Annotated in this window: 18 protein-coding genes; 5 read left to right on the forward strand and 13 right to left on the reverse strand. The window is 73.9% G+C overall.

Annotation, left to right across the window (positions count from 1 at the left end; translation table 11 throughout):
- Nucleotides 1-13 precede the first annotated feature (13 nt).
- Complete coding sequence (locus tag RSE42_RS13820) at nucleotides 14-949, forward strand: glycine betaine ABC transporter substrate-binding protein (protein WP_034651706.1); 936 nt, start codon at nucleotides 14-16, stop codon at nucleotides 947-949.
- 160 nt (nucleotides 950-1109) lie between these two features.
- Here the strand turns inward: RSE42_RS13820 and RSE42_RS13825 are convergent, their stop codons facing one another.
- The 3 genes from RSE42_RS13825 to rfbB are packed head-to-tail and all read right to left on the reverse strand — an operon-like array spanning nucleotide 1110 to nucleotide 3804.
- On the reverse strand, nucleotides 1110-1298 hold the full coding sequence (locus RSE42_RS13825; protein ID WP_021479800.1) for a Trm112 family protein: 189 nt from the start codon (nucleotides 1296-1298) through the stop codon (nucleotides 1110-1112).
- Nucleotides 1295-2752 carry a phosphomannomutase/phosphoglucomutase gene (locus RSE42_RS13830; RefSeq protein ID WP_085387526.1) on the reverse strand — a complete coding sequence of 486 codons (1458 nt, stop codon included), beginning with the start codon at nucleotides 2750-2752 and terminating at the stop codon, nucleotides 1295-1297. The genes RSE42_RS13825 and RSE42_RS13830 overlap by 4 nt, the downstream gene beginning before the upstream one ends.
- A gap of 56 nt (nucleotides 2753-2808) precedes the next feature.
- The gene (gene rfbB / locus RSE42_RS13835; protein WP_415296646.1) at nucleotides 2809-3804 is read right to left on the reverse strand and encodes a dTDP-glucose 4,6-dehydratase; all 996 of its coding nucleotides are present in this window, start codon (nucleotides 3802-3804) and stop codon (nucleotides 2809-2811) included.
- 121 nt (nucleotides 3805-3925) lie between these two features.
- Between rfbB and rfbA the strand changes: the two genes are divergently transcribed.
- Nucleotides 3926-4789 (forward strand): glucose-1-phosphate thymidylyltransferase RfbA, encoded by an 864-nt coding sequence (gene rfbA, locus RSE42_RS13840; RefSeq protein WP_034651716.1) that lies wholly within the window; start codon nucleotides 3926-3928, stop codon nucleotides 4787-4789.
- On the opposite strand, the gene rfbD is transcribed toward rfbA, so the two are convergent.
- Nucleotides 4762-5661 carry a dTDP-4-dehydrorhamnose reductase gene (rfbD, locus tag RSE42_RS13845; RefSeq protein ID WP_085388692.1) on the reverse strand — a complete coding sequence of 300 codons (900 nt, stop codon included), beginning with the start codon at nucleotides 5659-5661 and terminating at the stop codon, nucleotides 4762-4764. The genes rfbA and rfbD overlap by 28 nt on opposite strands.
- A 38-nt stretch (nucleotides 5662-5699) precedes the next feature.
- Here rfbD and RSE42_RS13850 point away from each other — a divergent pair, with 38 nt between their 5' ends.
- A complete protein-coding gene (locus RSE42_RS13850) occupies nucleotides 5700-6317 on the forward strand; it encodes a dTDP-4-dehydrorhamnose 3,5-epimerase family protein (protein WP_085387525.1) in 618 nt (205 codons plus the stop codon).
- Nucleotide 6318: 1 nt separating this feature from the next.
- Here RSE42_RS13850 and RSE42_RS13855 read toward each other — a convergent pair whose 3' ends face one another.
- A complete protein-coding gene (locus RSE42_RS13855; protein ID WP_009863301.1) occupies nucleotides 6319-6672 on the reverse strand; it encodes a DUF3499 domain-containing protein in 354 nt (117 codons plus the stop codon).
- 145 nt (nucleotides 6673-6817) lie between these two features.
- Here RSE42_RS13855 and RSE42_RS13860 point away from each other — a divergent pair, with 145 nt between their 5' ends.
- Nucleotides 6818-7396: a metallopeptidase family protein gene (locus RSE42_RS13860; RefSeq protein ID WP_336244565.1), complete on the forward strand. Its 579-nt coding sequence runs from the start codon at nucleotides 6818-6820 to the stop codon at nucleotides 7394-7396.
- Between the two features lie 7 nt (nucleotides 7397-7403).
- Here the strand turns inward: RSE42_RS13860 and RSE42_RS13865 are convergent, their stop codons facing one another.
- The 3 genes from RSE42_RS13865 to RSE42_RS13875 all read right to left on the reverse strand — a co-directional run bounded on the left by RSE42_RS13865 (nucleotide 7404) and on the right by RSE42_RS13875 (nucleotide 12980).
- Nucleotides 7404-9149: a DUF5719 family protein gene (locus tag RSE42_RS13865; protein ID WP_415296649.1), complete on the reverse strand. Its 1746-nt coding sequence runs from the start codon at nucleotides 9147-9149 to the stop codon at nucleotides 7404-7406.
- 5 nt (nucleotides 9150-9154) lie between these two features.
- Entirely contained in the window at nucleotides 9155-12520 is a 3366-nt protein-coding gene (locus RSE42_RS13870; RefSeq protein ID WP_415296650.1) for a glycosyltransferase, read from the reverse strand.
- A gap of 130 nt (nucleotides 12521-12650) precedes the next feature.
- Entirely contained in the window at nucleotides 12651-12980 is a 330-nt protein-coding gene (locus RSE42_RS13875) for a WhiB family transcriptional regulator (protein WP_021482334.1), read from the reverse strand.
- A 178-nt stretch (nucleotides 12981-13158) separates the two neighbouring features.
- Between RSE42_RS13875 and RSE42_RS13880 the strand changes: the two genes are divergently transcribed.
- The gene (locus tag RSE42_RS13880; protein WP_415296652.1) at nucleotides 13159-13956 is read left to right on the forward strand and encodes a TIGR03089 family protein; all 798 of its coding nucleotides are present in this window, start codon (nucleotides 13159-13161) and stop codon (nucleotides 13954-13956) included.
- Nucleotides 13957-13990: 34 nt separating this feature from the next.
- Here RSE42_RS13880 and RSE42_RS13885 read toward each other — a convergent pair whose 3' ends face one another.
- From RSE42_RS13885 to RSE42_RS13905, 5 genes are all read right to left on the reverse strand, one after another.
- Nucleotides 13991-14713: an ABC transporter ATP-binding protein gene (locus RSE42_RS13885; protein ID WP_034650565.1), complete on the reverse strand. Its 723-nt coding sequence runs from the start codon at nucleotides 14711-14713 to the stop codon at nucleotides 13991-13993.
- Nucleotides 14713-15567 carry an ABC transporter permease gene (locus RSE42_RS13890; RefSeq protein WP_034650568.1) on the reverse strand — a complete coding sequence of 285 codons (855 nt, stop codon included), beginning with the start codon at nucleotides 15565-15567 and terminating at the stop codon, nucleotides 14713-14715. The genes RSE42_RS13885 and RSE42_RS13890 overlap by 1 nt, the downstream gene beginning before the upstream one ends.
- Complete coding sequence (locus RSE42_RS13895) at nucleotides 15564-17561, reverse strand: glycosyltransferase (protein ID WP_034650571.1); 1998 nt, start codon at nucleotides 17559-17561, stop codon at nucleotides 15564-15566. The genes RSE42_RS13890 and RSE42_RS13895 overlap by 4 nt, the downstream gene beginning before the upstream one ends.
- Nucleotides 17558-18745 (reverse strand): UDP-galactopyranose mutase, encoded by a 1188-nt coding sequence (gene glf, locus RSE42_RS13900; RefSeq protein ID WP_034650576.1) that lies wholly within the window; start codon nucleotides 18743-18745, stop codon nucleotides 17558-17560. Before glf ends, RSE42_RS13895 begins: the two co-directional genes overlap by 4 nt.
- Before the next feature lie 112 nt (nucleotides 18746-18857).
- Nucleotides 18858-20831, reverse strand: coding sequence for a DUF6541 family protein (locus RSE42_RS13905; protein ID WP_415296656.1), 1974 nt, complete (start codon nucleotides 20829-20831; stop codon nucleotides 18858-18860).
- Nucleotides 20832-20839 lie beyond the last annotated feature (8 nt).

Below are 20839 nucleotides of genomic sequence, written 5' to 3' on the forward strand. Positions count from 1 at the left end.
ACGGAAGGAACGCATGACCCCCGCACGCAAGCGCACCACCCGCACCGCCGCCGTCGCCGCGACCGCCGTCCTCGGCCTCGCGCTCACCGGCTGCGCGTCCGACTCCGGCTCGGGCGGCTCCGGCGACGGCGCCTCCTCCACCGGCGAGGACGAGACGTCCGTCTCCATCGGCATCCCGTCCGGCTGGGACGAGGGCATCGCCGTCTCCCACCTGTGGACCACCATCCTCGAGGACGAGGGCTACGACGTGTCGACGCAGACCGCCGACGTCGGCGTCGTCTACACCGGCCTCGTCGGCGGGGACTTCGACCTCACGCTCGACGTCTGGCTGCCCTACACGCACGCGTCGTACGAGAAGAAGTACGGCGGCGAGATCACCGACCTCGGCTACTGGTACGACGACGCCAAGCTCACCATCGCGGTGAACGAGGACTCCCCCGCGCAGTCCCTCGAGGACCTCGCGGCCATGTCCGACGAGTACGGCAACAAGCTCGTCGGCATCGAGGCGGGCGCCGGCCTGACCGAGATCACCCAGGACCAGGTCATCCCCACCTACGGCCTCGAGGACATGGACTACTCCATCTCCTCCACCCCCGCGATGCTCGCCGAGCTCAAGGGCGCGACCGACAGCGGCGAGAACATCGCGGTCACGCTGTGGCGCCCGCACTGGGCCTACGACGAGTTCCCCGTCCGCGACCTCGAGGACCCCGAGGGCGCGCTCGGCGAGGCGGAGAAGATCCACATGTGGGGCTCGTCCGACTTCGAGGAGCGCTACCCGACGCTGACGAAGATGCTCGGCGCGTTCTCCCTCGACGACGAGCAGCTGTTCTCGCTCGAGAACATGATGTTCAACTCCGACGAGTACGCCGACGAGCAGGCCGCCGTCGAGGCGTGGCTCGAGGAGAACCCGACGTTCGTCGACGACCTCAAGGAGGCCGCGGGCGTCTGACGCCCCGACCACCCGCGCTCCGACGGGCCCGGCAGGGCCCGTCCCGGACGGGCTGCGGTCCCGGTTCGCCGCAGCCGTGCGGGCACCCTCGGTGCCCGACGCCGAAGGCCGGCTCCCTGGCGGGGGCCGGCCTTCGGTCGTGCTGCGGGACGCGGTGCCCTCAGAGCTCGCGCGCGTCGTCCTCCAGCAGCACCGGGATGCCGTCGCGCACGGGGTACGCGAGCGGACGCCCCGGGTCGGTCGAGTGCAGCTCCGGCTCGCCGGAGGGGCTCGTCCCGTCCACGAGGCGGGCGCCCGTCACCGGGCACCGCAGCGCCTCGCGCACCCAGGGGTCGATCTGCAGGCTCATGCTCGCTCCTCGTCGTCGTCCGTGCGCACGAGCGACAGGACGTCGTCGCGCACCTTCTCCATGATGTCCTCGTCAGCGGCCTCGACGTTGAGCCGCAGGAGCGGCTCCGTGTTGGACGCCCGCAGGTTGAACCACCACTGCGGGTGAGAGCCCCAGTGGGAGACCGTCAGGCCGTCGAGCTCGTCGACCTCGACCGGGCCGGCCCCCTGCTGGGTCACGTACGCCTCGACGACGCGCGCACGCGCCGCCGGGACGTCCGCCACGGTCGAGTTGATCTCCCCCGAGGCGACGTAGGGCTCGTACATCTCCGCGAGGTCGGACAGCGCGTGCGGCTGCGACCCGAGCGCGGCCAGGACGTGCATCGCCGCCAGCATCCCGGTGTCCGCGAAGAAGAAGTCGCGGAAGTAGTAGTGGGCGCTGTGCTCGCCCCCGAACACGGCGTCGTGCTCCGCCATCTGCGCCTTGATGAACGAGTGGCCCACGCGCGTGCGGACCGTGCGCGCGCCGGCCGCCCCGAGGAAGTCGGGGACGGCGCGCGAGGTGATGAGGTTGTGGATCACCGTGGGGGTGCGCCCGGCCTCGAGCTCCTTCGCGACCTCCCGCAGGCCGACCAGCGCCGTGACGGCGGACGGGGAGACCGGCTCGCCGCGCTCGTCCACGACGAAGCAGCGGTCGGCGTCGCCGTCGAACGCGAGCCCGAGGTCGGCCCCGTGCTCGACCACGGCCGCCTGCAGGTCCACGAGGTTCTTCGGGTCCAGCGGGTTCGCCTCGTGGTTCGGGAACGTGCCGTCGAGCTCGAAGTAGAGCGGCACGACGTCGAGCGGCAGGGCGGGCAGTCCCGCGCCCGTGCCCAGCACGGCCGGCACGGTGTGCCCACCCATCCCGTTGCCGGCGTCGACGACGACCTTGAGCGGACGGATGCCCGACAGGTCGACGAGGCCGCGCAGGAACGCCGCGTACTCCGCGAGCATGTCGCGGTCCGTGACGGTGCCGGGCTCCTCGGCAGCGGGCGGGAGACCGCCGTCCAGGTACCCCTCCGCGAGGGTCCGTACGTCGATCAGGCCCGTGTCCTGGCCGACCGGGCGCGCGCCCGCGCGGCACAGCTTGATGCCGTTGTAGACGGCGGGGTTGTGGCTCGCGGTGAACATGGCCCCGGGGACGCCCAGCACCCCGGACGCGTGGTAGAGACCGTCCGTCGAGCACAGCCCGATGCGCGTCACGTCCACCCCCGCGGCCGTGAGCCCCGCGGCGAACGCGTCGACGAGCTCCGGGCCCGAGTCGCGCATGTCGTGCCCCAGCACGGCGCTGGCCCGCGTGCCGGCCGGGGCCTCCGGCAGCACCACGGCCCGCGCGAACGCCGCGCCGACGGCCCGGGCCACCTCCGGGTTCAGCTGGTCCGGGACGGTGCCGCGGACGTCGTACGCCTTGATGAGGTGGGAGAGGTCGGTGCTCACGCGACCCACCCTATCCGCGGGTGCACCGCGTGCGACGGCGACGGCTGCTGCGCGTGCTACTGCCCGGCCGCCGCGTACCGCTCCTCGGTCCGCGCCTTCGCCGGGCGCCACCACTCCTCGTGCTCGCGGTACCAGTCCACCGTCCGGGCGAGACCGTCGCCGAACGAGTTGAAGGCGGGCTCCCACCCCAGCTCGGTCCGCAGCCGCGTGGCGTCGATCGCGTAGCGCAGGTCGTGCCCCGCACGGTCCGCGACGAGCTCGTAGTCGTCACGGTCGCGGCCGAAGATCTCGAGCAGGTCCTGGACGACCTGCAGGTTGGACCGCTCGCCGTCCGCCCCGACGAGGTAGGTCTCGCCCACGGCGCCCCGCTCGACGATCGCCCACACCGCGTCGTTGTGGTCGTCGACGTGGATCCAGTCCCGCACGTTCGCGCCCGCCCCGTAGACCTTGGGACGCCCGCCGTCGAGCAGGTTGGTGATCTGCCGCGGGATGAACTTCTCGACGTGCTGGTACGGCCCGTAGTTGTTCGAGCAGTTCGAGATCGTCGCGCGCACGCCGAACGAGCGCACCCACGCCCGCACCAGCAGGTCGCTCGACGCCTTCGTCGAGGAGTAGGGCGACGAGGGGTTGTACGGGGTCGTCTCCGTGAAGCGCGCGACGTCGTCGAGCTCGAGGTCGCCGTACACCTCGTCCGTCGAGACGTGGTGCAGCCGCACGTCGTGGCGGCGCACCGCCTCGAGCAGGGTGAACGTGCCGAGCACGTTGGTCCGGACGAACGGGGACGGGTCCCGCAGGGAGTTGTCGTTGTGCGACTCCGCGGCGAAGTGGACCACGAGGTCGGCCTCGCCCACGAGCCGGTCCACCAGGTCGGCGTCCGCGACGTCGCCCTCGACGAGCTCGACGCGGTCGCGCACCGGGTCGAGGGACCGCGCGTCCCCCGCGTACGTGAGGGCGTCGAGCACGACCACCGCGGCGTCGGGCCGCGTCTCGACCGTGCGATGCACGAAGTTCGCCCCGATGAAGCCGGCGCCGCCGGTCACGAGCACCCGCACAGCCGACCTCCTCGATCCGTCCTCCTGGCGCGGCGAGTCTATCGACGGCGGGCCCCGGCCCCGGGGTCCGCGGCGGCATTTCACCCGCCGCGGCACGGGGCTGTCGTGAGAGCCTGCCGGGATGAAGGGGATCGTCCTGGCAGGAGGCGCGGGCACGCGCCTGCACCCGATCACGCTCGGGGTGAGCAAGCAGCTCCTGCCCGTCTACGACAAGCCGATGGTGTACTACCCGCTCTCCACGCTGCTGCTGGCCGGGGTGCGGGACGTGCTCGTCATCACGACACCGCACGACGCCGCCGCGTTCACGCGCCTGCTGGGCGACGGCTCGCAGTTCGGCATCTCCATCTCCTACGCGGTGCAGGCGGAGCCGAACGGGCTCGCCCAGGCGTTCGTGCTCGGCGCGGACTTCCTCGACGGGGACTCCGCCGCGCTCGTCCTCGGCGACAACATCTTCTACGGGCCCGGCCTCGGCGACCGGCTCCAGCGGTTCGCCGAGATCGACGGCGGCGCCGTCTTCGCCTACCGCGTCTCGGACCCGACGGCGTACGGCGTGGTCGAGTTCGACGGGTCGGGACGCGCCCTGAGCATCGAGGAGAAGCCCGTGCACCCGCGGAGCAGCTACGCGGTGCCGGGCCTGTACTTCTACTCGGCGGACGTCGTCGACGTCGCCCGCTCGCTGCGGCCCTCGGCGCGCGGCGAGTACGAGATCACGGACGTGAACCTGCACTACCTGCGCGAGGGCCGGCTCCAGGTCGAGGTCCTGCCGCGCGGGACCGCCTGGCTCGACACCGGGACGGTCGACTCGCTCCTCGACGCGAGCGACTTCGTCCGCACGATCGAGAACCGGCAGGGCCTGAAGATCGGGGCCCCCGAGGAGGTCGCCTGGCGCCGCGGGTTCCTCGACGACGACGGCCTGCGCGAGCGTGCGGCCGCGCTGGGCCGGTCGCGCTACGGCACCTACCTGCTGTCGCTGCTCGACGCGTGAGCGCCCGGGGCCGAGGCTCCGGCGAGCACGTCGGCCGCCGCGACGACCCAGCGCTCGCGCCAGTCGCCGACGGGCTCGACGCCGGCCCGGCGCAGCGCCTCGTGGCCGAGCACGGACCACGCCGGCCGCGGCGCGGGGCGGGCGGACGCGGCGCTGGGGACGGGGCGGACGATCGCCGGGTCGAGCCCGGCCGCGGCGACGACCTCGCGAGCGAGGTCCCACCAGGACGCCCGGCCCTGCGCCGTGCCGTGGTAGACGCCGCCCGGCGCCGGGGACCGCACCAGCCGCACGACGAGGTCGGCGAGGTCCCGCGCCCACGTCGGCTGCCCCACCTGGTCGTCGACGACCTCGAGGGCTCCGCGCTCGCGCGCCACCCGGGCGATCGTCCGCGGGAAGCACGCGCCGTGCGCGCCGTAGAGCCACGCCGTGCGGACCACGAGGGCGTCCGGGTGCTCGGTCCGCACGGCCCACTCCCCGGCGGCCTTCGTCCGGCCGTACGCGGACCGGGGCGCCAGCGGCGCGTCCTCGGCGTACGGGACCCCGACGGCGGCGGGCCCGCCGTCGAAGACGTAGTCCGTCGACACGTGCACGAGCCGGGCCCCGTGGCGAACCGCCGCGCGGGCGACGTGCTGGGCCCCGACGGCGTTGACGGCGAAGGCCGTCGCCTCGTCCGCCTCGGCGGCGTCGACGGCCGTGTACGCCGCACAGCTCACCACGACGTCCGCGCCGGCGAGCGCGCGCGCGACGGCGTCCCCGTCCGTGACGTCGAGCGCCGCGCGGTCGAGCGCGCGCACGGGCTCCCCGCCGGCGCGCAGCAGCGCCACCACCTCGGCCCCGAGCATCCCGCCGGCCCCTGTCACCGCCCACCGCACCACGACCACCTCCGCACGGCACCCTACCGAGGAGCACCATGAACGTCCGTGAGCTCACCGTCCCCGGCGCGTGGGAGCTGCTGCCGCGCCAGCACGCCGACGACCGGGGGGTCTTCCTCGAGTGGTTCACGGCCGCGGCCCTGCGCGAGGCGACGGGGCGCGACCTCGACCTCGCCCAGGCGAACGCCTCGGTGTCGAGGGCGGGCGTCGTGCGCGGGATCCACTACGCCGACGTACCGCCCGGGCAGGCGAAGTACGTGACCTGCGTCACGGGGTCCGTGCTCGACGTCGTGGTCGACCTCCGCGTCGGGTCGCCCACCTTCGGGCGCTGGGACGCGGTCCTGCTGGACGCCCGCGAGCGCCGCGCCGTGTTCCTCCCCGAGGGCGTGGGGCACGCGTTCATGGCGCTCGAGGACGGCGCGACCGTCGTCTACCTGTGCTCGAGCGGGTACGCCCCCGAGCGGGAGCACGGCGTCGACCCGACCGACCCCGAGCTCGCCATCGAGTGGCCGACCACCGGTCCGGACGGGCGCGCCCTCGTGCCGTCGTTCTCCGCGAAGGACGCGGCGGCGCCGTCCCTGCGGGAGGCGCTCGCGGCGGGATCCCTCCCCCGCGCGGACGAGGTCGCCGCGTTCGTCCGGACGCTGCAGGGGTAGGTCAGTCGGCCTCGGCGCGCAGGACCCGCAGGTGCCCTCGGCGTCCGACCTCGGTGACGTCCGGCGGCTCCGGCTCGGTGCGGACCTTGCCCGCCTCGCGGACGGCGTCGGCGAGCGCCGAGAGGTCGTCGTCGCTGGGACCGGTCTCGACGAACTGCGGCGACAGGCGCACGACCTCCCAGCCGCGCGGCGCGGTGAGCCGCTCCGCGTGCTCGGCGCACAGGTCGTAGCTGTGCGGCTCGGCGAGGTGCGCGAGCGGGCCCAGGACCGCCGTGGAGTCGGCGTAGACGTAGGTGAGGGTCGCGACGGCGGCACGGACGCACGCCGTGCGCGAGCACTGCCTGACGGATCTCACGGCCTGACCTTACGCCTTCCGGAGGGATCGTGGAGACGGCACACGCCGTCCGCCCCCGCTCCGGGCCGTGGCTGGTCGCGGCCGGGTTCGTCCCGGAGCCCGACGAGCCCCGGTGCGTCGGGCGGCGGCCGACTAGAGTCGGGGTGTGCGTGGCAACTCATCGTCCCCCGGCTCGCGCCCCGACCCGGCCGGCGCCGGGCGCCGGGCCCGCGACCGCTGGTCGCGACGCAGCGCCGTCACCCCTCCCCCGGTCTCGTTCGACGAGCTCGTCATCCCGCCGCGCGCCCCGGGGCCGGGCGGCCACGGCCCGGTGCCGCGACGCCGCGACCGCCGGGGACGCGGCATCCGGGGTCCTCTCCTGCCGCCGACCGCGCCCGCGAGCCGCACGCGCGCGGAGAAGTTCGACGACGTCGTGCTCGACGTCGTGGAGCGCGTGCAGCGCTCGTGGGCGAAGCAGCTGCGCGGGACGGAGTTCGCGGTGGAGGACGTCCCGCCGTCGGACCCGGCGCCCTGGGAGGACGGCGGCGTGCCGCTCGGCCGGTGCTTCCCGGCCGAGTCGGGCCAGCCCGCCCGCATCGTGGTCTACCGGCGGCCCGTCGAGGCGCGCGCTTTCGACGCCGAGGACCTCGAGGACCTCGTCCGCGACGTGCTCGTCGAGCAGGTCGCGCACCTGCTGGCCCGCACCCCCGAGGAGATCGACCCGCGCTACACGGGCGACCGCTGACCGTCGCCTAGCGTCCGAGCCCGGCGGTGTCCGACGCGCGGACCGCGACCTCGTGGGCGGCGGGCGCGTCCGTGACCGGCAGGAGCACCGACACGAGGCTCGGCGCGCCGTCGCCCTCGTCGCCGCTCGGCGGGCCTGCGCTCGCCGTGAGCGACCAGACGGGGAGCAGGCCGTCGTCCTCCCCGACGACGTCGACCGTCACCGCCGCGGGGACGGCCTCCGACCCTTCCGCCCGCACCGTGGCCGGGTCGAGCGTCTGCGTCGTGCCCGCGCGGAGGGTCAGGGTCGTCGTGCCCGCCTCCGCGCCGCTCTCGTCGAAGACGCGGACGAGGAGCTCGATCGAGCCTGCCGGCTCGTCCTCGTCGGCACGCGCCGCGGGGACGGCGGCGAGCGTGAGCGCGGAGGACGTGCCCGGGACGAGCGCCACCTGACCGGCAGGGGACGTGTCGTCGCCGGACCCGGCGCTCTCGTCGGCACTCTCCGCGTCCTCCACGGGCGGCAGCGGTCGCGCCGCGACCCAGGCGCGGTCGTACTGCCGCTCCTCGTGGAGCAGGTCGGGGTCCGGCTCGCCCCGGCGGTCGACGGACGCGCCGCCGACGACGGGGACGTCGGCGTGCACGGAGACGGCGTACGCGCCCGCGGGCAAGCCACCGAGCGACACGTCCGTGACGACGCCGGGCGTGAGCGCGACCTCCTCGGCCCCGCGCAGGGGCACGGCGCCGTCCTCGCCGTAGACCGTGACGCGCGCGGTCCCGGCCTCCTCGCCCGGGGCGAGCAGGCGCAGCTGCGGCGCGTGCGGGTCGTCGACCGCCTCCCCGACGCTCGTGACGCCCGCCAGCGCGAGGTCCGTCGTCGGCTCCGCGCCCGGGACCACGTGGTCGACGCCGAGCGGCACCAGGCCGTCGAGCGTCGAGTGCTGCAGGTACGCCGACACGAGGCCGCCCGACGCGGCCACGTGGACGACCAGGCGGCGCTGCTCGGGGGCCGCCGCCTCGACCAGGGTCACGACCTCCTGGCCCGGACCGACGAGCTGCTGCCCGCCGCCGGAGAGCACGACCTCGCCCCCCTGCCCCCAGACCTGCACCTGGACGACCGCGGGCGTGAGGCCGGGGTTCTGCAGCACGAGCTGCGAGCTGCTGCCGATCTCGGTGCTCCCGCCCACGAGCCACTGGCTGATGCCCGGCCGCGAGCAGCTCGCCGCGGCGAGCCCGCGCAGGTCGCCGTCGGTCGTCACGGAACCGACGGACGCGGCCACGCGCGGGGACGAGTCCTGGACGGGGCGCACCGTCAGGACGGCGCCGTGCGCGGGGTCCTCGACGTCGCCCACGGTCGCGTCGGCGCCCGGCCCGGGCGCGATCTCCTGCTCCTCGAGGTCGCCGCCGTCGAGCACGCCGAGCCCGGCGGTCCCCTCGCCCTCGAAGACCGCGCGCAGCCGGCTGGTCGTGCCGACCGGGGCGGGACCGAACTGCGCGTCACCGACCGTCTCGGGGTCGGTGAGCCGCGCCGGTCCCGGGCAGACCGAGACCTCCTGGGCGGGCTCGACCGTGACCTCCTCGACGGGGTCCGCCGGGGCCGGTGCCGCGGGCAGGAGCGCCGCGCCCGTGCTCCCGAGCACGACGACCGCGCCCACCGCCAGGATGCCGACCAGCCCGGCGCCCGTCGTCGTGACGCGGCGCACCACCGCCCGGGCGCGCCCGGGGCGCGCGTCCGTCTCCGGAGCCTCGTCGGGGCTCGTCCCGTTCGTCGTCGTCACCGTTCCTACCTCGTTCCCGCGCGACGGCGCCGGACCGGCACCGCGAGCAGCACGTACACGACCAGGGTCACGCCCGCCGCCGCCATCCAGCCGGACCGGTGGTCCGCGGCGTGGTACACCTCGAGCCGCCCGGCGTCGGCGCCCAGGGCGAAGGCCTGCAGCCCACCGGTCGTCGCCGGGTCGACCGCCTCCAGCGGGCGGCCGTCGAGCGTCGCGCGCCACCCGGACGACGCGTCCTCCGCGAGGACGACCTGCCGGTCCTCGCCCCCCTCGGGCACGGTCGTGACGACCGGGCGCAGCGCGTCGCGGTCCGCGGCCAGCGGCTCGACGCCCGCGCCGGACTCGACGCGCGCCCACGACGGCTCGCCTCCCTCGGGCACGACGCGCCAGAGCAGCGCCGAGCGGCCCTCCGTCATGCGCTCGAGCCCCGGCACCATGTCGAGCCGGGCGACCAGCTCGGCCCGCGCCTGGTCCTCCGGCGCGGACGCGGGCAGGAGCACGGCCCCGACGCCCAGACGGCCCAGGCCGTCGGCGACGTCCGCCGAGGTCCCGGAGACGAGCTCCGCGACGAGCCGGGGCAGCTCGCCCTCGGTCACCGCGGGGTCGGCAGCCTGCCACGCGTGCACGACGACCGACGAGTCGACCGCCTGCGGACCGTCCGAGCGCAGCGCCGCGTACTCGACGACGCCACCTGGACCGTGCTCCAGGGTGAGCACGCGCGCCTGGCGCGGCGAGGACTGCATCTGGCGGCCGACCGGCGGCACCACCGGCTCGGTCGTGGCCACGACCGAGCCGACCCGGGCGTCGTCGCGGTCGAGCACGCCCACGGTCCACGACGCGGCGGTCCCCAGGGGCAGCAGGGTGACGACCAGGGCGAGCGCGACGACGGCGCCTGCCCGCCAGCCCGGGGCGCCGGCACCGGGCCATCGCGGGACACCGAGGAGCGCAGCGCCGAGCAGGGCGAGCAGCGCGAGCGACAGCCCGGCGCCGGGCCACCCCGTGACCGGGGCGTCGGGCGACGCCCCGGCGGCCACGACGGTCGACCCGGCGAGGACGGCGGCGGCCAGCCCGAGCGCCGCGACGAACCACGCGCCCACGGCCAGACGGCGGCCGCGCAGCACGGCGAGCACGGCGAGCAGGACCACGACCGCGCCGGCGGCGAACGGAGCCCAGCGCGCGAGGAGCTCGCCTGCGCCGCTCCCGTCGAGCCCGAACCACGCCTCGGGCGCGGTCGGCAGCCCCAGGAGCTGCTGCCACGGCGCGGCGGGCGTCGCCGCGACCGGCGCGCCCGGGTCGGCGAGCAGCAGTCGCCACCCGCCGTCGCCCGCGGTGCGGGCGACGTGCACGAGGAACGGGGCGAAGAGCACGAGGGCCGGCACGGGGACGAGGGCGAGGTAGCGGCGGTGCGCCCGGACCCCGAGCGCCACGACGACGAGCACGACCACACCGACGGGCAGGAGCACGGGCGCCCCGGCGACGGCGACCGCGAACAGCAGGCCCGCGGTCGCGGCGGCCGCGAGCGACCCCGGCTCGCGGCGCGCGCCCCGGCGGACGACGTCCTGCGTCGGGGGCGCGACGACGTCGAGCCGCTGGAGCCCGAGCGCGCGGACGACCGCGAGCGCGAGCCACGGGAGCGTCGCGTGCACGAGGACGGCGCCGACCCGGCCGGCACCCACGGCGGTGAGGAGCGCGGGAGCGGCGACCCAGACGAGCGTCGCCCAGGCTCGGAGCGGCACGGAGCGCGTGACCGCGCCCGCGGCGAACCACGCGCCCAGGCCGGCCGCGAGGAAGCACGCGGGGACGAGCAGGTTCACGGCGGTCTGCGTGGCGCCGCCGGCGAGCAGGGACGCCGGGACCAGCGCGGACACGAACGGGTCCGCCGGCGCGGGCGCGCCGAGCCCCGTGGTGACCCAGCCCGTCGTCGCCGCGCGCCACACGTCCCCGAGCGTCCCCGTGGCCGGGAGGAGCGAGCCGCCGACGAGCCGACCGCCCGCGAGGAGAGCCCCCGCCAGCGGCCCGAACACGACGGCGGTGAACCCCGCCAGCACGACGGCGGCCCCGGCGAGCCCGGCCCGACGCCGCACCGCGAGGGCACGCAGCTCGCGCCGCTCGATGTCGGTCGGCGCCCACGCGGTGCGCCGCTGCTCGGCGCGCGCGAGCCGGCGGTCGCGCCGCTCGACGAGCACCTCGCGCCACGTGCCGCGCAGCGGGCGCAGCGCTCGGCGCGGGAGCGTCCGGGTCCGGCGCGCCACGCGGCGCGCCCGCACGACGGGCCCGACCCGCACGAGCGCCCACAGCGGCGCGAGCAGCTCGTCCCGGGCCTGCCCCGGCTGCTTGACGAGCAGCCGGAACGCGGCGTGGAAGGGTGCGCCGACGACCATCGCGAGCGCGACGAACGGGAGCCACGGTGCCGCGACGCCGACGAGCCGCGCGTGGAGCTGGGAGTGACGGCGCGCCGCCGACGACGCGTCGGGGTCCGGGGCGGGGAGCGCCGTCGTCCCGCGCCGACGCTCGCGCAGTCCGAGCAGGGACGCCTGCGCGTGCCGCACCACGGCCGACGGCACGACGACGACCCGGTGCCCCGCGAGGCGCGCCCGCCGGCACAGGTCCAGGCCGTCGCCGAACGGGCCGAGCTCGGGGTCGGTCCCGCCGAGCTCCTGCCACACGGTCCGCCGCACGAGCGCCCCGGCGAGCCCGACGGCGAGCACGTCCTCGCGCACGTCGTGCTGCCCCTGGTCGACCTCGTCCTCGTCGATGCCGGTCAGGCGGCGGCCGAGCGGCGTCGTGGTCACGCCCACCTCGACGAGGCGGCTGACCGTGCCCGGCTCGAACGGCGCCGCGAGCTGCGCGTCGGTGCCGGGCACCCAGCGCTCCTGCTTGGGGCCGGCCACCGCGACCGCGCTCGAGTGCTCGACGGCGCGCAGCAGCTCGGCGAGGGCGTCGGGCGCAGGGGCCGAGTCGTCGTGCAGGAGCCAGAGCCACGTACCGGGCTCGACGTTCGCGAGGGCCGTGTCGACCGCGTCGCCGAACGAGCGGGCGCGCGGTGCCGCGACGAAGCGCGCGTCCCCGAGCTGCAGGCCCTGGTGCTCGCTGCTCGCGTCGCCGGTCGCGGCGTCGACGACGACGACCTCGTGCGGGCTCGTCGTCTGGGCGCGCAGCGCCGCCAGCGTGTGGGCGAGGAACGGGGTGCGGCCGCGCGTCACGACGACCGCCGTGACCGTGGTCACGACGGGCAGCGCGCCCGTCACGGCGGCGACGATCCCGGGTGCCGCGACGACGCCCGGCACGGCGGCGGCGCGCGCGGCGGCCCCCGGCGTGACGTCGCCGGGACGGGCGCTGCGCGCGGACGTGGTGAGGTCGGAGGAAGTCATGTCCCGTCGATCATGCGACGGACACGGCTCCAGGCGCGGCATTTGCGCGCCCCGGTGTGGCGGGTGTCGGCCACCCGTCACGACGGCCCCGTCGGCGACGCCGACGAGCCTCCGGGCCGAGGCCCGGTCGTCAGACGACGCGGCGCTTGAGCTTGCGGCGCTCCCGCTCGGAGAGCCCGCCCCAGATGCCGAAGCGCTCGTCGTGCTCGAGCGCGTACTCCAGGCACTCGGCCCGGACCTCGCAGCCCGTGCAGACCTTCTTCGCCTCGCGCGTGGACCCGCCCTTCTCCGGGAAGAAGGCCTCCGGGTCCGTCTGGGCGCACAGCGCACGCTCCTGCCACCCCATGAGCGAGTCGTCGACCGGCTCACCGAAGAGCGGCAGCACCGGTGCCACGCGCTCCACCTCTCGCTCAGCGTCGGAGGGGAAGACCCCGCCCGTCCCGTCCAGCATGTTCCACATTGCTCGCCCCTTCATGCCGTTCGCCGGGCCTCGAGCGAGAACCAGGCAGGAAACTGCATTGAAGAAATTACACGCGTGTCATCCGCGGGCGTCAAGCCGAAATGTGATAGCCCCGCGGAGGGCCCGGGTGAAACCACCACATCTCGGGTGTCGATATCAGCGCCCTAGGGTGGTGTCCATGGTGACCGCTCCCCACGCCCGCGCCCCTCGCGACGGCCGTCCTGCCCACGTCTCTGACCTGCTCCGACTCGTCACGCGCGACCCGGGTCGACCCCGTCTCACGTGGTACGGGGACGAAGGCGAGCGCGTCGAGCTCTCCGGCGCGGTGCTCGAGAACTGGGTCAACAAGACCACGAACCTGCTCGTCGAGGAATTCGACGCCGGCCCCGGAACGCGGGTCGTTCTCGATCTTCCCGTGCATTGGCGCACCGTCGTCTGGGCGTTGGCTGCATGGCGCGTGGGAGCCACCGTGGGCCTGGTCGACGAGAATGCCACCGGTCCGGGCACCACGCACGCCGAGGTGGTCGTCACGCACCGTCCCGACGCGTGGACGGGTTCCGGCGCGGAGCTCGTCGCCGTGGCTCTCCCTGCCCTGGCGCGCCGGTTCGACGACGCTCTGCCCCCCGGGGCGATCGACGCCGCGTCGGCGGTGATGAGCTACGGGGACCAGCTCGGCTGGGCACCCGAGCCGGATCCGACGCTGGACGCGCTCGTGGACCCGCGCGCGGGCGGACCCCTCGTCGTCCGCCACGAGAGCCTCGTGCCGCCCTCCGCCGGCGTCGGGGATGCCGGGCCGGGGCCGCGCGCCCTCGTCGGGCTGGAGGTCGGCTCGGTCGCCTCCACGCTGCGCGAGGTTCTCGCCCTCCTGGCCGCCGACGGGTCCGCGGTCGTGCTCTCCCCTGCCACGGCCGGTCTGCTGTCGGCCGACGAGCAGCGGCTCCAGCGTCTCGTGTCGACCGAGCGCGTCACCCGCTGACGCGCTCGGCCGGGCCGAGAGACCGCGCGGGCCGTCAGTCGCCGCGCATCTTCTCCACGACGGCGTGCGACTCGCCGTCCGCGACGACCACACCCTTCTCGAGGAGGACGCCGCGGTCGCACAGGTCGGCGACCATGTCGAGGTCGTGGCTGACGATCACCAGCGTGCGGCCCTCGTCGCGCAGCTGGCGCACACGCTCGAGACACTTGCGCTGGAACGGCTCGTCCCCCACCGCGAGGATCTCGTCGATGAGGAAGACCTCCGGGTCGGAGTGCACCGCGACGGCGAACGCGAGCCGCAGGAACATGCCGGAGGAGTAGAACTTCACCTCGGTGTCGATGAACTTCTCGATCTCGCTGAACGCGACGATCTCGTCGAACCGCTGCTCCACCTGCTTCTCGGACATCCCGAGGATCGCACCGTTCAGCAGGACGTTCTCGCGACCGGTCAGGTCGGGGTGGAAGCCGGCACCGACCTCGATGAGACCCGCGACCCGCCCCCGCGTGCCGATCGAGCCCGCGTCGGGCTGCAGCACGCCGGAGATGAGCTTGAGCAGGGTCGACTTGCCGGAGCCGTTGAACCCCAGCAGCGCGACCGTCTCGCCCTCCTCGACGGTGAGCGAGACGTCGTCGAGCGCGAGGAAGGTGTCGGACAGGTCCTTGCCCCGGACCATCGCGACGGCCAGCTCCTTGAGAGAGCGGTTGTGCCGCAGCGTGAACCGCTTCTGGACGTGAGAGATCTCGATGGACGACGTCATCACAGCTCCTGCGCGAAGCGCCCCTCGAGGCGCCGGAAAACGGACTGCCCGAGGAACACGACCACGACCGAGATGGCGAGGCCGACGAAGCCCCACATCCACAGGTTCGGCGGCATCGCGGCGGTACGCGACGTGGCGGGGAACCAGAAGCAGTAGTGGAACAGCTCCACGGCGGCCGTGATGGGGTTGAGCTGGTAGACGGTGAAGAGCCAGCCGGGCAGCGTGTCCCGGACCATCTCCCAGCTGTACAGGATCGGGGACGCCCAGGTGGCGACCATCACGATGAGGTCGACGAAGTTCTCGGCGTCGCGGTAGAAGACGTTGATCGCACCGGCCAGGAGCCCCAGCCCGAGCGCGAGCGTCGCGATGATCACCAGCCCCAGCAGACCCGCCGCGACCTCCGCCGGGTTCGGCCTCCACCCCGCGATCACCGTACCGACCAGCAGGACGACGAGCTGCGGGAAGAAGTGGACCGCCGAGACGTAGATCGACGCCACGGGGAACAGCTCGCGCGGCAGGTAGATCTTCCGCACGAGCGGCGCGTTCCAGACGATGGAGCGCGTCGCGTTGCCGAAGCCCTCGCCGAAGAAGTTGATGACGACGATGCCCGAGAAGAGGTAGACCGCGTAGTCCTCGATCTGGTCGCCCAGCCGGAGGAACAGACCCATCGCCACGAAGAACACGGCGAACTGGGTCGCCGGCTTGACGTACGACCAGGCCATCCCCAGCACCGACCCGCGGTAGCGGACCCGGAGCTCCTTGCGGACGATCAGGCGGAGCAGGAACCGTCGGTCGAGGACGTCGAGGAGACCTCTGCCCTGCCCGGGGGCGACGAGCGGAGCCGGTGCGTTCACGACGACGGCGGGTTGTCGGAGAAGGTCCGCTCCCACGCCTCGACGGACGTGATGCGCGGGAGCGCGTCACGGTAGGTGGTCCGCAGGTCGCCCCACCGCGCGAAGAGCTCCGCGTGGAGCTTCACGGCCTCGGTGAGCATCGTGCGCACGACCCGCGGGTCCCTCCGGTGCCAGGAGACACCGGTGCCCTCGGCGTTGGAGACGATCGCGGAGTCGTACTGCGACAGGCGCCACCACCGGGCGTCCTGGTGCGGGACGACGGCCTCGGGACGCTCCCGCTTGTTCTCCGGGACCGGCTTCGCGATCTGCCGGACGACGGTCTTCGCCGCCCACGGCCCCAGCATCAGGCGGCTGGGCATCTGGACGCCACGCCCCTTGTTCCGGGGCTTCGCCGCCGCGGGCGCGGGGAACTCGTCGAGGTCGGGCTTGAGCTGGGCGTCCGTGAAGTCCTGCGTGAGCCGACGGATCTCCGGGAGCTTCGTCCCGATCATCCCGTGCAGGCCGTCCGGACCAGCGAGGACGTCCCGCATCGCGAGGATGCGCCCCTGCTCGGTGTAGTACTGCATCGAGATCAGGTGCTTGACGTCCATGTACGTGGACTCGCGGAGCACCCGCCCGCCCCGCTCGTACAGAGAGTAGAGCAGCGCCGTGATGAGCCGGTTGCGCTCGTGGAAGTACGACTGCCATCCCACGAGGTCGTCCTTGTCCCCCCACGACACGTGCCAGACGGCCGCCCCGGGGAGCGAGACCGTCGGGAAGCCGTGCGCCCGCGCACGCAGGCCGTACTCGGCGTCGTCCCACTTGATGAAGACCGGGAGGGACAGGCCGATCGTCCGGATCACCTCGGTGGGGATGAGGCACATCCACCAGCCGTTGTAGTCCACGTCCGCGCGCCGGTGCAGCCACGAGGTGGCCCGGAGCCCGCTCTCGCGGAAGTCGTGGCCGTTCTCCATGTCCGGGTGCGGGACGCCGGGCTGGATGCGCCACGGCTCGACGATCTCGCCGAAGGTGTGCAGGACCGAGCGGTTGTACATGTCGAACATGTGCCCGCCGACGAGCGTCGGCACCCGCGTGAAGTCCGCGAACGTCACGAGCCGCAGGATGCTCTCCGGCTCGAGGACGATGTCGTCGTCGAGGAGGATCACGTAGTCGCTGCGGCCGGCGGTGACGGTCTCGTACATGGCGCGCGAGAAACCGCCCGAGCCGCCGATGTTGGCCTGCTTGATGATGCGGAGCTGGTCGCCCATCTCCGCCGCCACGTCGGCGAAGCCGTCCTCGTCCTCGACGCGCTGCGACCCCTGGTCGACGATGATCAGCTCGTCGAGGAGCGCACGTACGGAGTCGTTCTCGGCCACGCTGCGGATCGTCTCGAGGCAGAAGTCCGGTCGGTTGAACGTCGTGATGCCGAGCGACGTCCGGCCGTGCCGAGCCGCCTCGTCCTCGACCTCCCACACCGCGCGCTCGAGCACCAGGGGCTCGGTGCCGCCGATGAGGTCGAACCAGTACCACCCGCCGTCACCGAACCGGTCGAGCGGGAGGTCCACCGAGATCGTCTGGCGCCCCTCCACGTGGAACGACTCCACCCGGTGCTGGGCGCCCTTCGCGTTCGAGCGGTAGACCGTGAGGTTCCCGTTGCCCACGAGCTCGGCGGTCAGCCGGACGGAGCGCACCACGGTCCACCGGCGCCAGTACCCGGCGGGGAACGCGTTGAAGTAGCTGCCGAACGAGACGCGGCGCCCGGCCCGGACGCTCATCGACAGACGGCTGCGGATGTCCTGGGCACGGACGGACTCGGAGACGCGGGGGGCCGCGCCCGCGCCCGCGCCCGTCCGGAGCGACTCGAAGTCCGTCTTGGACGGTGCCGGTCGCGCCTCCCCCGCCTCGACGTAGAGGGCCAGGCTGTCGGAGTCGGACTCCACCGGGAAGATGACCCGCTGGACCGTCCGCATGGTCCCGCTCTGCGTCGTCGTCTGCTGCTCCTCGGTCGCCGTCACGCGTCGACCCCTCCGCTCTCGATTCGCGTGCCCCCGCCGAAGTGCGGCGCAAGCTTGTTGTCGACCACGGAGAGCGCTGCTCCGATGGCCATGTGCATGTCGAGGTACTTGTAGGTACCGAGCCGGCCGCCGAAGATCACGTCCGTCTCCCCCGCCGCGAGGTCGCGGTACTTGAGGAGGCGCTCCCGGTCCGCCGGCGTGTTCACCGGGTAGTACGGCTCGTCGGCGCGGTCGGCGAAGCGGGAGAACTCCCGCATGATCACCGTCTTGTCCGTGGGGTAGTCCCGCTCAGGGTGGAAGTGCCGGAACTCGTGGATGCGCGTGTACGGCACGTCCGCGTCGGCGTAGTTCATCACCGGGGTGCCCTGGAAGTCACCGACCGGGAGGACCTCCTCCTCGAAGTCGAGCGTGCGCCACGACAGGTCGCCCTCGGCATAGTCGAAGTAGCGGTCGACCGGCCCCGTGTAGACGACCGGCACGTTCCCCACCACGTTGCCCTTGCTCACCGGCTGGGACTCGTCGAAGAAGTCGACGCCCAGACGCACCTCGATGTTCTTGTGGTCGGCCATGCGCTCGAGCCACGCCGTGTAGCCGTCGACCGGCAGACCCTCGTGCGTGTCGTTGAAGTACCGGTTGTCGTACGTGTACCGCACCGGCAGCCTCGAGATGATCGACGCGGGCAGCTCGCGCGGGTCCGTCTGCCACTGCTTCGCCGTGTACTCACGGATGAAGGCCTCGTACAGCGGGCGCCCGATGAGCGAGACCCCCTGCTCGTCGAGGTTCTCCGGCTTCTTGCCGCCGAGCTCGGCGGACAGCTCCTTGACGAGCGCGCGCGCGGCGTCGGGGCCGTGCGCCGAACGGAAGAACTGGTTGATCGTGCCGAGGTTGATCGGCATCGGGAAGACCTCGCCACGGTGCGTGGTGTACACGCGGTGCACGTAGCTCGTGAACGCCGTGAAGCGGTTGACGTACTCCCAGACCCGTTCGTTCGACGTGTGGAACAGGTGCGCGCCGTAGCGGTGCACCTCGATCCCGGTCGACTCCTCGGCCTCGCTGTAGGCGTTGCCACCGATGTGGGACCGGCGGTCGATCACGAGGACCTTCCGGTCGAACTCTGCGGCGATCCGCTCCGCGACGGTCAGGCCGAAGAAACCCGAACCGACAACGACAAGGTCGGCGTCCACTCAATCTCCTTAGGTAGCACGCTGGCCGGGACAGCCTACGTGACCGGCACGGCCGGGAATGCCCGCAGCGGGTCGCGGGGAACGGTCAACACGGAACGTTCACGCGCGAGGACTACCCGCAGGACGTGATCGCGTACACCCGCGCCGACCCGCCCTCGTCGACGAGCTCGAGACCGAGCGGCAGGTCCTCGGGGTCGTCGAGAAGAGCCTCGTAGCGGACCTGGTTCTCGTTCTCCGGCCAGTAGGGCCGGGAGTCCGTGTAGAGGTGCGTCACCCCGGTCCGCTCCAGCGCTGCGCAGACGTCGTCGACGTCGCTCCGCGAGTCGAGCTCCGTCGCGAGGAGCAACTCGTCCGGCCCCCAGCTCCCGCTGATGTGCGGGAACACGACGTCGTGACCGGTGAGCCCGTAGACGAACGGCGCGCCGGTGAAGGGGGACCCCAGCACGACCGCGTCGTCCGGCAGCTCGTCCTCGAGGCGGTCGATCATGTCGAGCTCGTCCTGCGTGACCATGCCCCAGCGGCCCTCGGGGTCGGCGTAGTAGAGGTCGTACATCCACTGCCGTCCGTCCGCACGCAGCCACCCGCTGCCGACGACCACCGCGACGAGGGCGACGGCGGTGACCACCTCGGCCGCGACCGCGGCCCGACCGGCACCGCGGCCGTCCAGGGCGCGGCGGACCGCCTCGCCCGCACCCACCAGACCGAGCGCGGTCAACGGTGCCATCACCACCACGCAGAGCGCCCCGATGCGCAAGGGGTCCGAGTACCACGGGCCGACGACCCACTGGAGCGCGGGCAGCGGCGCGACGGTGAGCGTGTACATGCCCAGCACGATCAGCAGGCTGACCGTGAGCCACCGCCCCCGGCGCAGCAGGAACGTCGTGAGGATCCCCAGGACCACGAGGCCGAGCAGCCACCAGGCGCGGTCCGTGTTCCCGTAGAGCATGGCGCCCTGCTGGGAGTCGGTGACGACGCTGAGGACGGCGTCGAGGCGCCCTTCGAGATGCTCACGCCGGTACGACGACACCGAGCGGACCAGAGGGGAGAACAGGAGGACGACGGCCAGCACGACGACCGCGACAGGGATCCCGACCACGACCGACCGCACCGCCCGGGAAGCCTCGCGGTAGCCGCGTGCGGCACGCCACCACGCCGCCGCCCACAGCGGGGCGCTGAGCACCACGTAGGCGAGCAGCCCGTTGGGGTGGCAGACCGTGACCCCGCCGAGCACGGCCACGAGCCCCGTCAGCACCGCGGGTCTGCTGCCGGGGTCGGCCCCCGGCAGCGCGGCACGTCGCATCCCCGTCAGCCGAACGGTCAGGGCGAGCGCGACCGGCACGAGCGCGAAGGCGAGCGCGTTGGGCCAGAGCGTCCCGACCGACTGGATACGAGCGGGGAACGCGATGAACGCACCGCCCAGGCACATCGCCACGACAGGCGCGAGGCGGCTCATCGGCACGACGGCGCCGACCAGGCAGGCCAGCCCCAGCGGCCAGACGACCGCGGCCACCACGATGGCCGTGACGTTCACCGCGGCGGGGATCGAGTCGCCGACGACGAGCGCGACGAGGTCGTGCCACCCGGCCGGGTAGAAGCGCTCGACCTGCGGGTTGCTCGACACCGCGCCGAGGTGGAGCGTCGACCCGTCACCCGTCTCCAGGATCCATCGCACCGCGTTCACGTGGAAGGGCGTGTCCCACGTCTGGGCGGGCATCCCGGGGTCGATCATGCCGCGCTTGATCGGGAGCGCCGCGAGGGGAGCCGACACGACGAGACCCACGAGGGTCCACAGCGTGGAGGGCGGGGAGGCGGCGTCGGTCGGCCAGCGGCTGCCGAGCAGGCGTCGCAGACCCAGCACGCACACCACCGCGACCACCGTGACCACGAGCGCACCGAGCCGGCCCCACGGCATCCCGACGAGATCGAGGAGCACCGCGCCGGCGCCGAGCACTGCGACGCTCGCCGCAGGGGCGACAGCGAGCAACCAGACGCGCCGCAGGCCGAGCGCCGCGCCGACGGCGAGGCCCGGCCCGAACAGGAACAGCAGCGCCCACCCGAGCTCGTCCAGGACGGACCACCAGCTCACCGAGCCCT

It is taken from the genome of Cellulosimicrobium sp. SJTW-1 (genome assembly GCF_047716875.1).
GTDB classification, from domain to species: domain Bacteria; phylum Actinomycetota; class Actinomycetes; order Actinomycetales; family Cellulomonadaceae; genus Cellulosimicrobium; species Cellulosimicrobium funkei.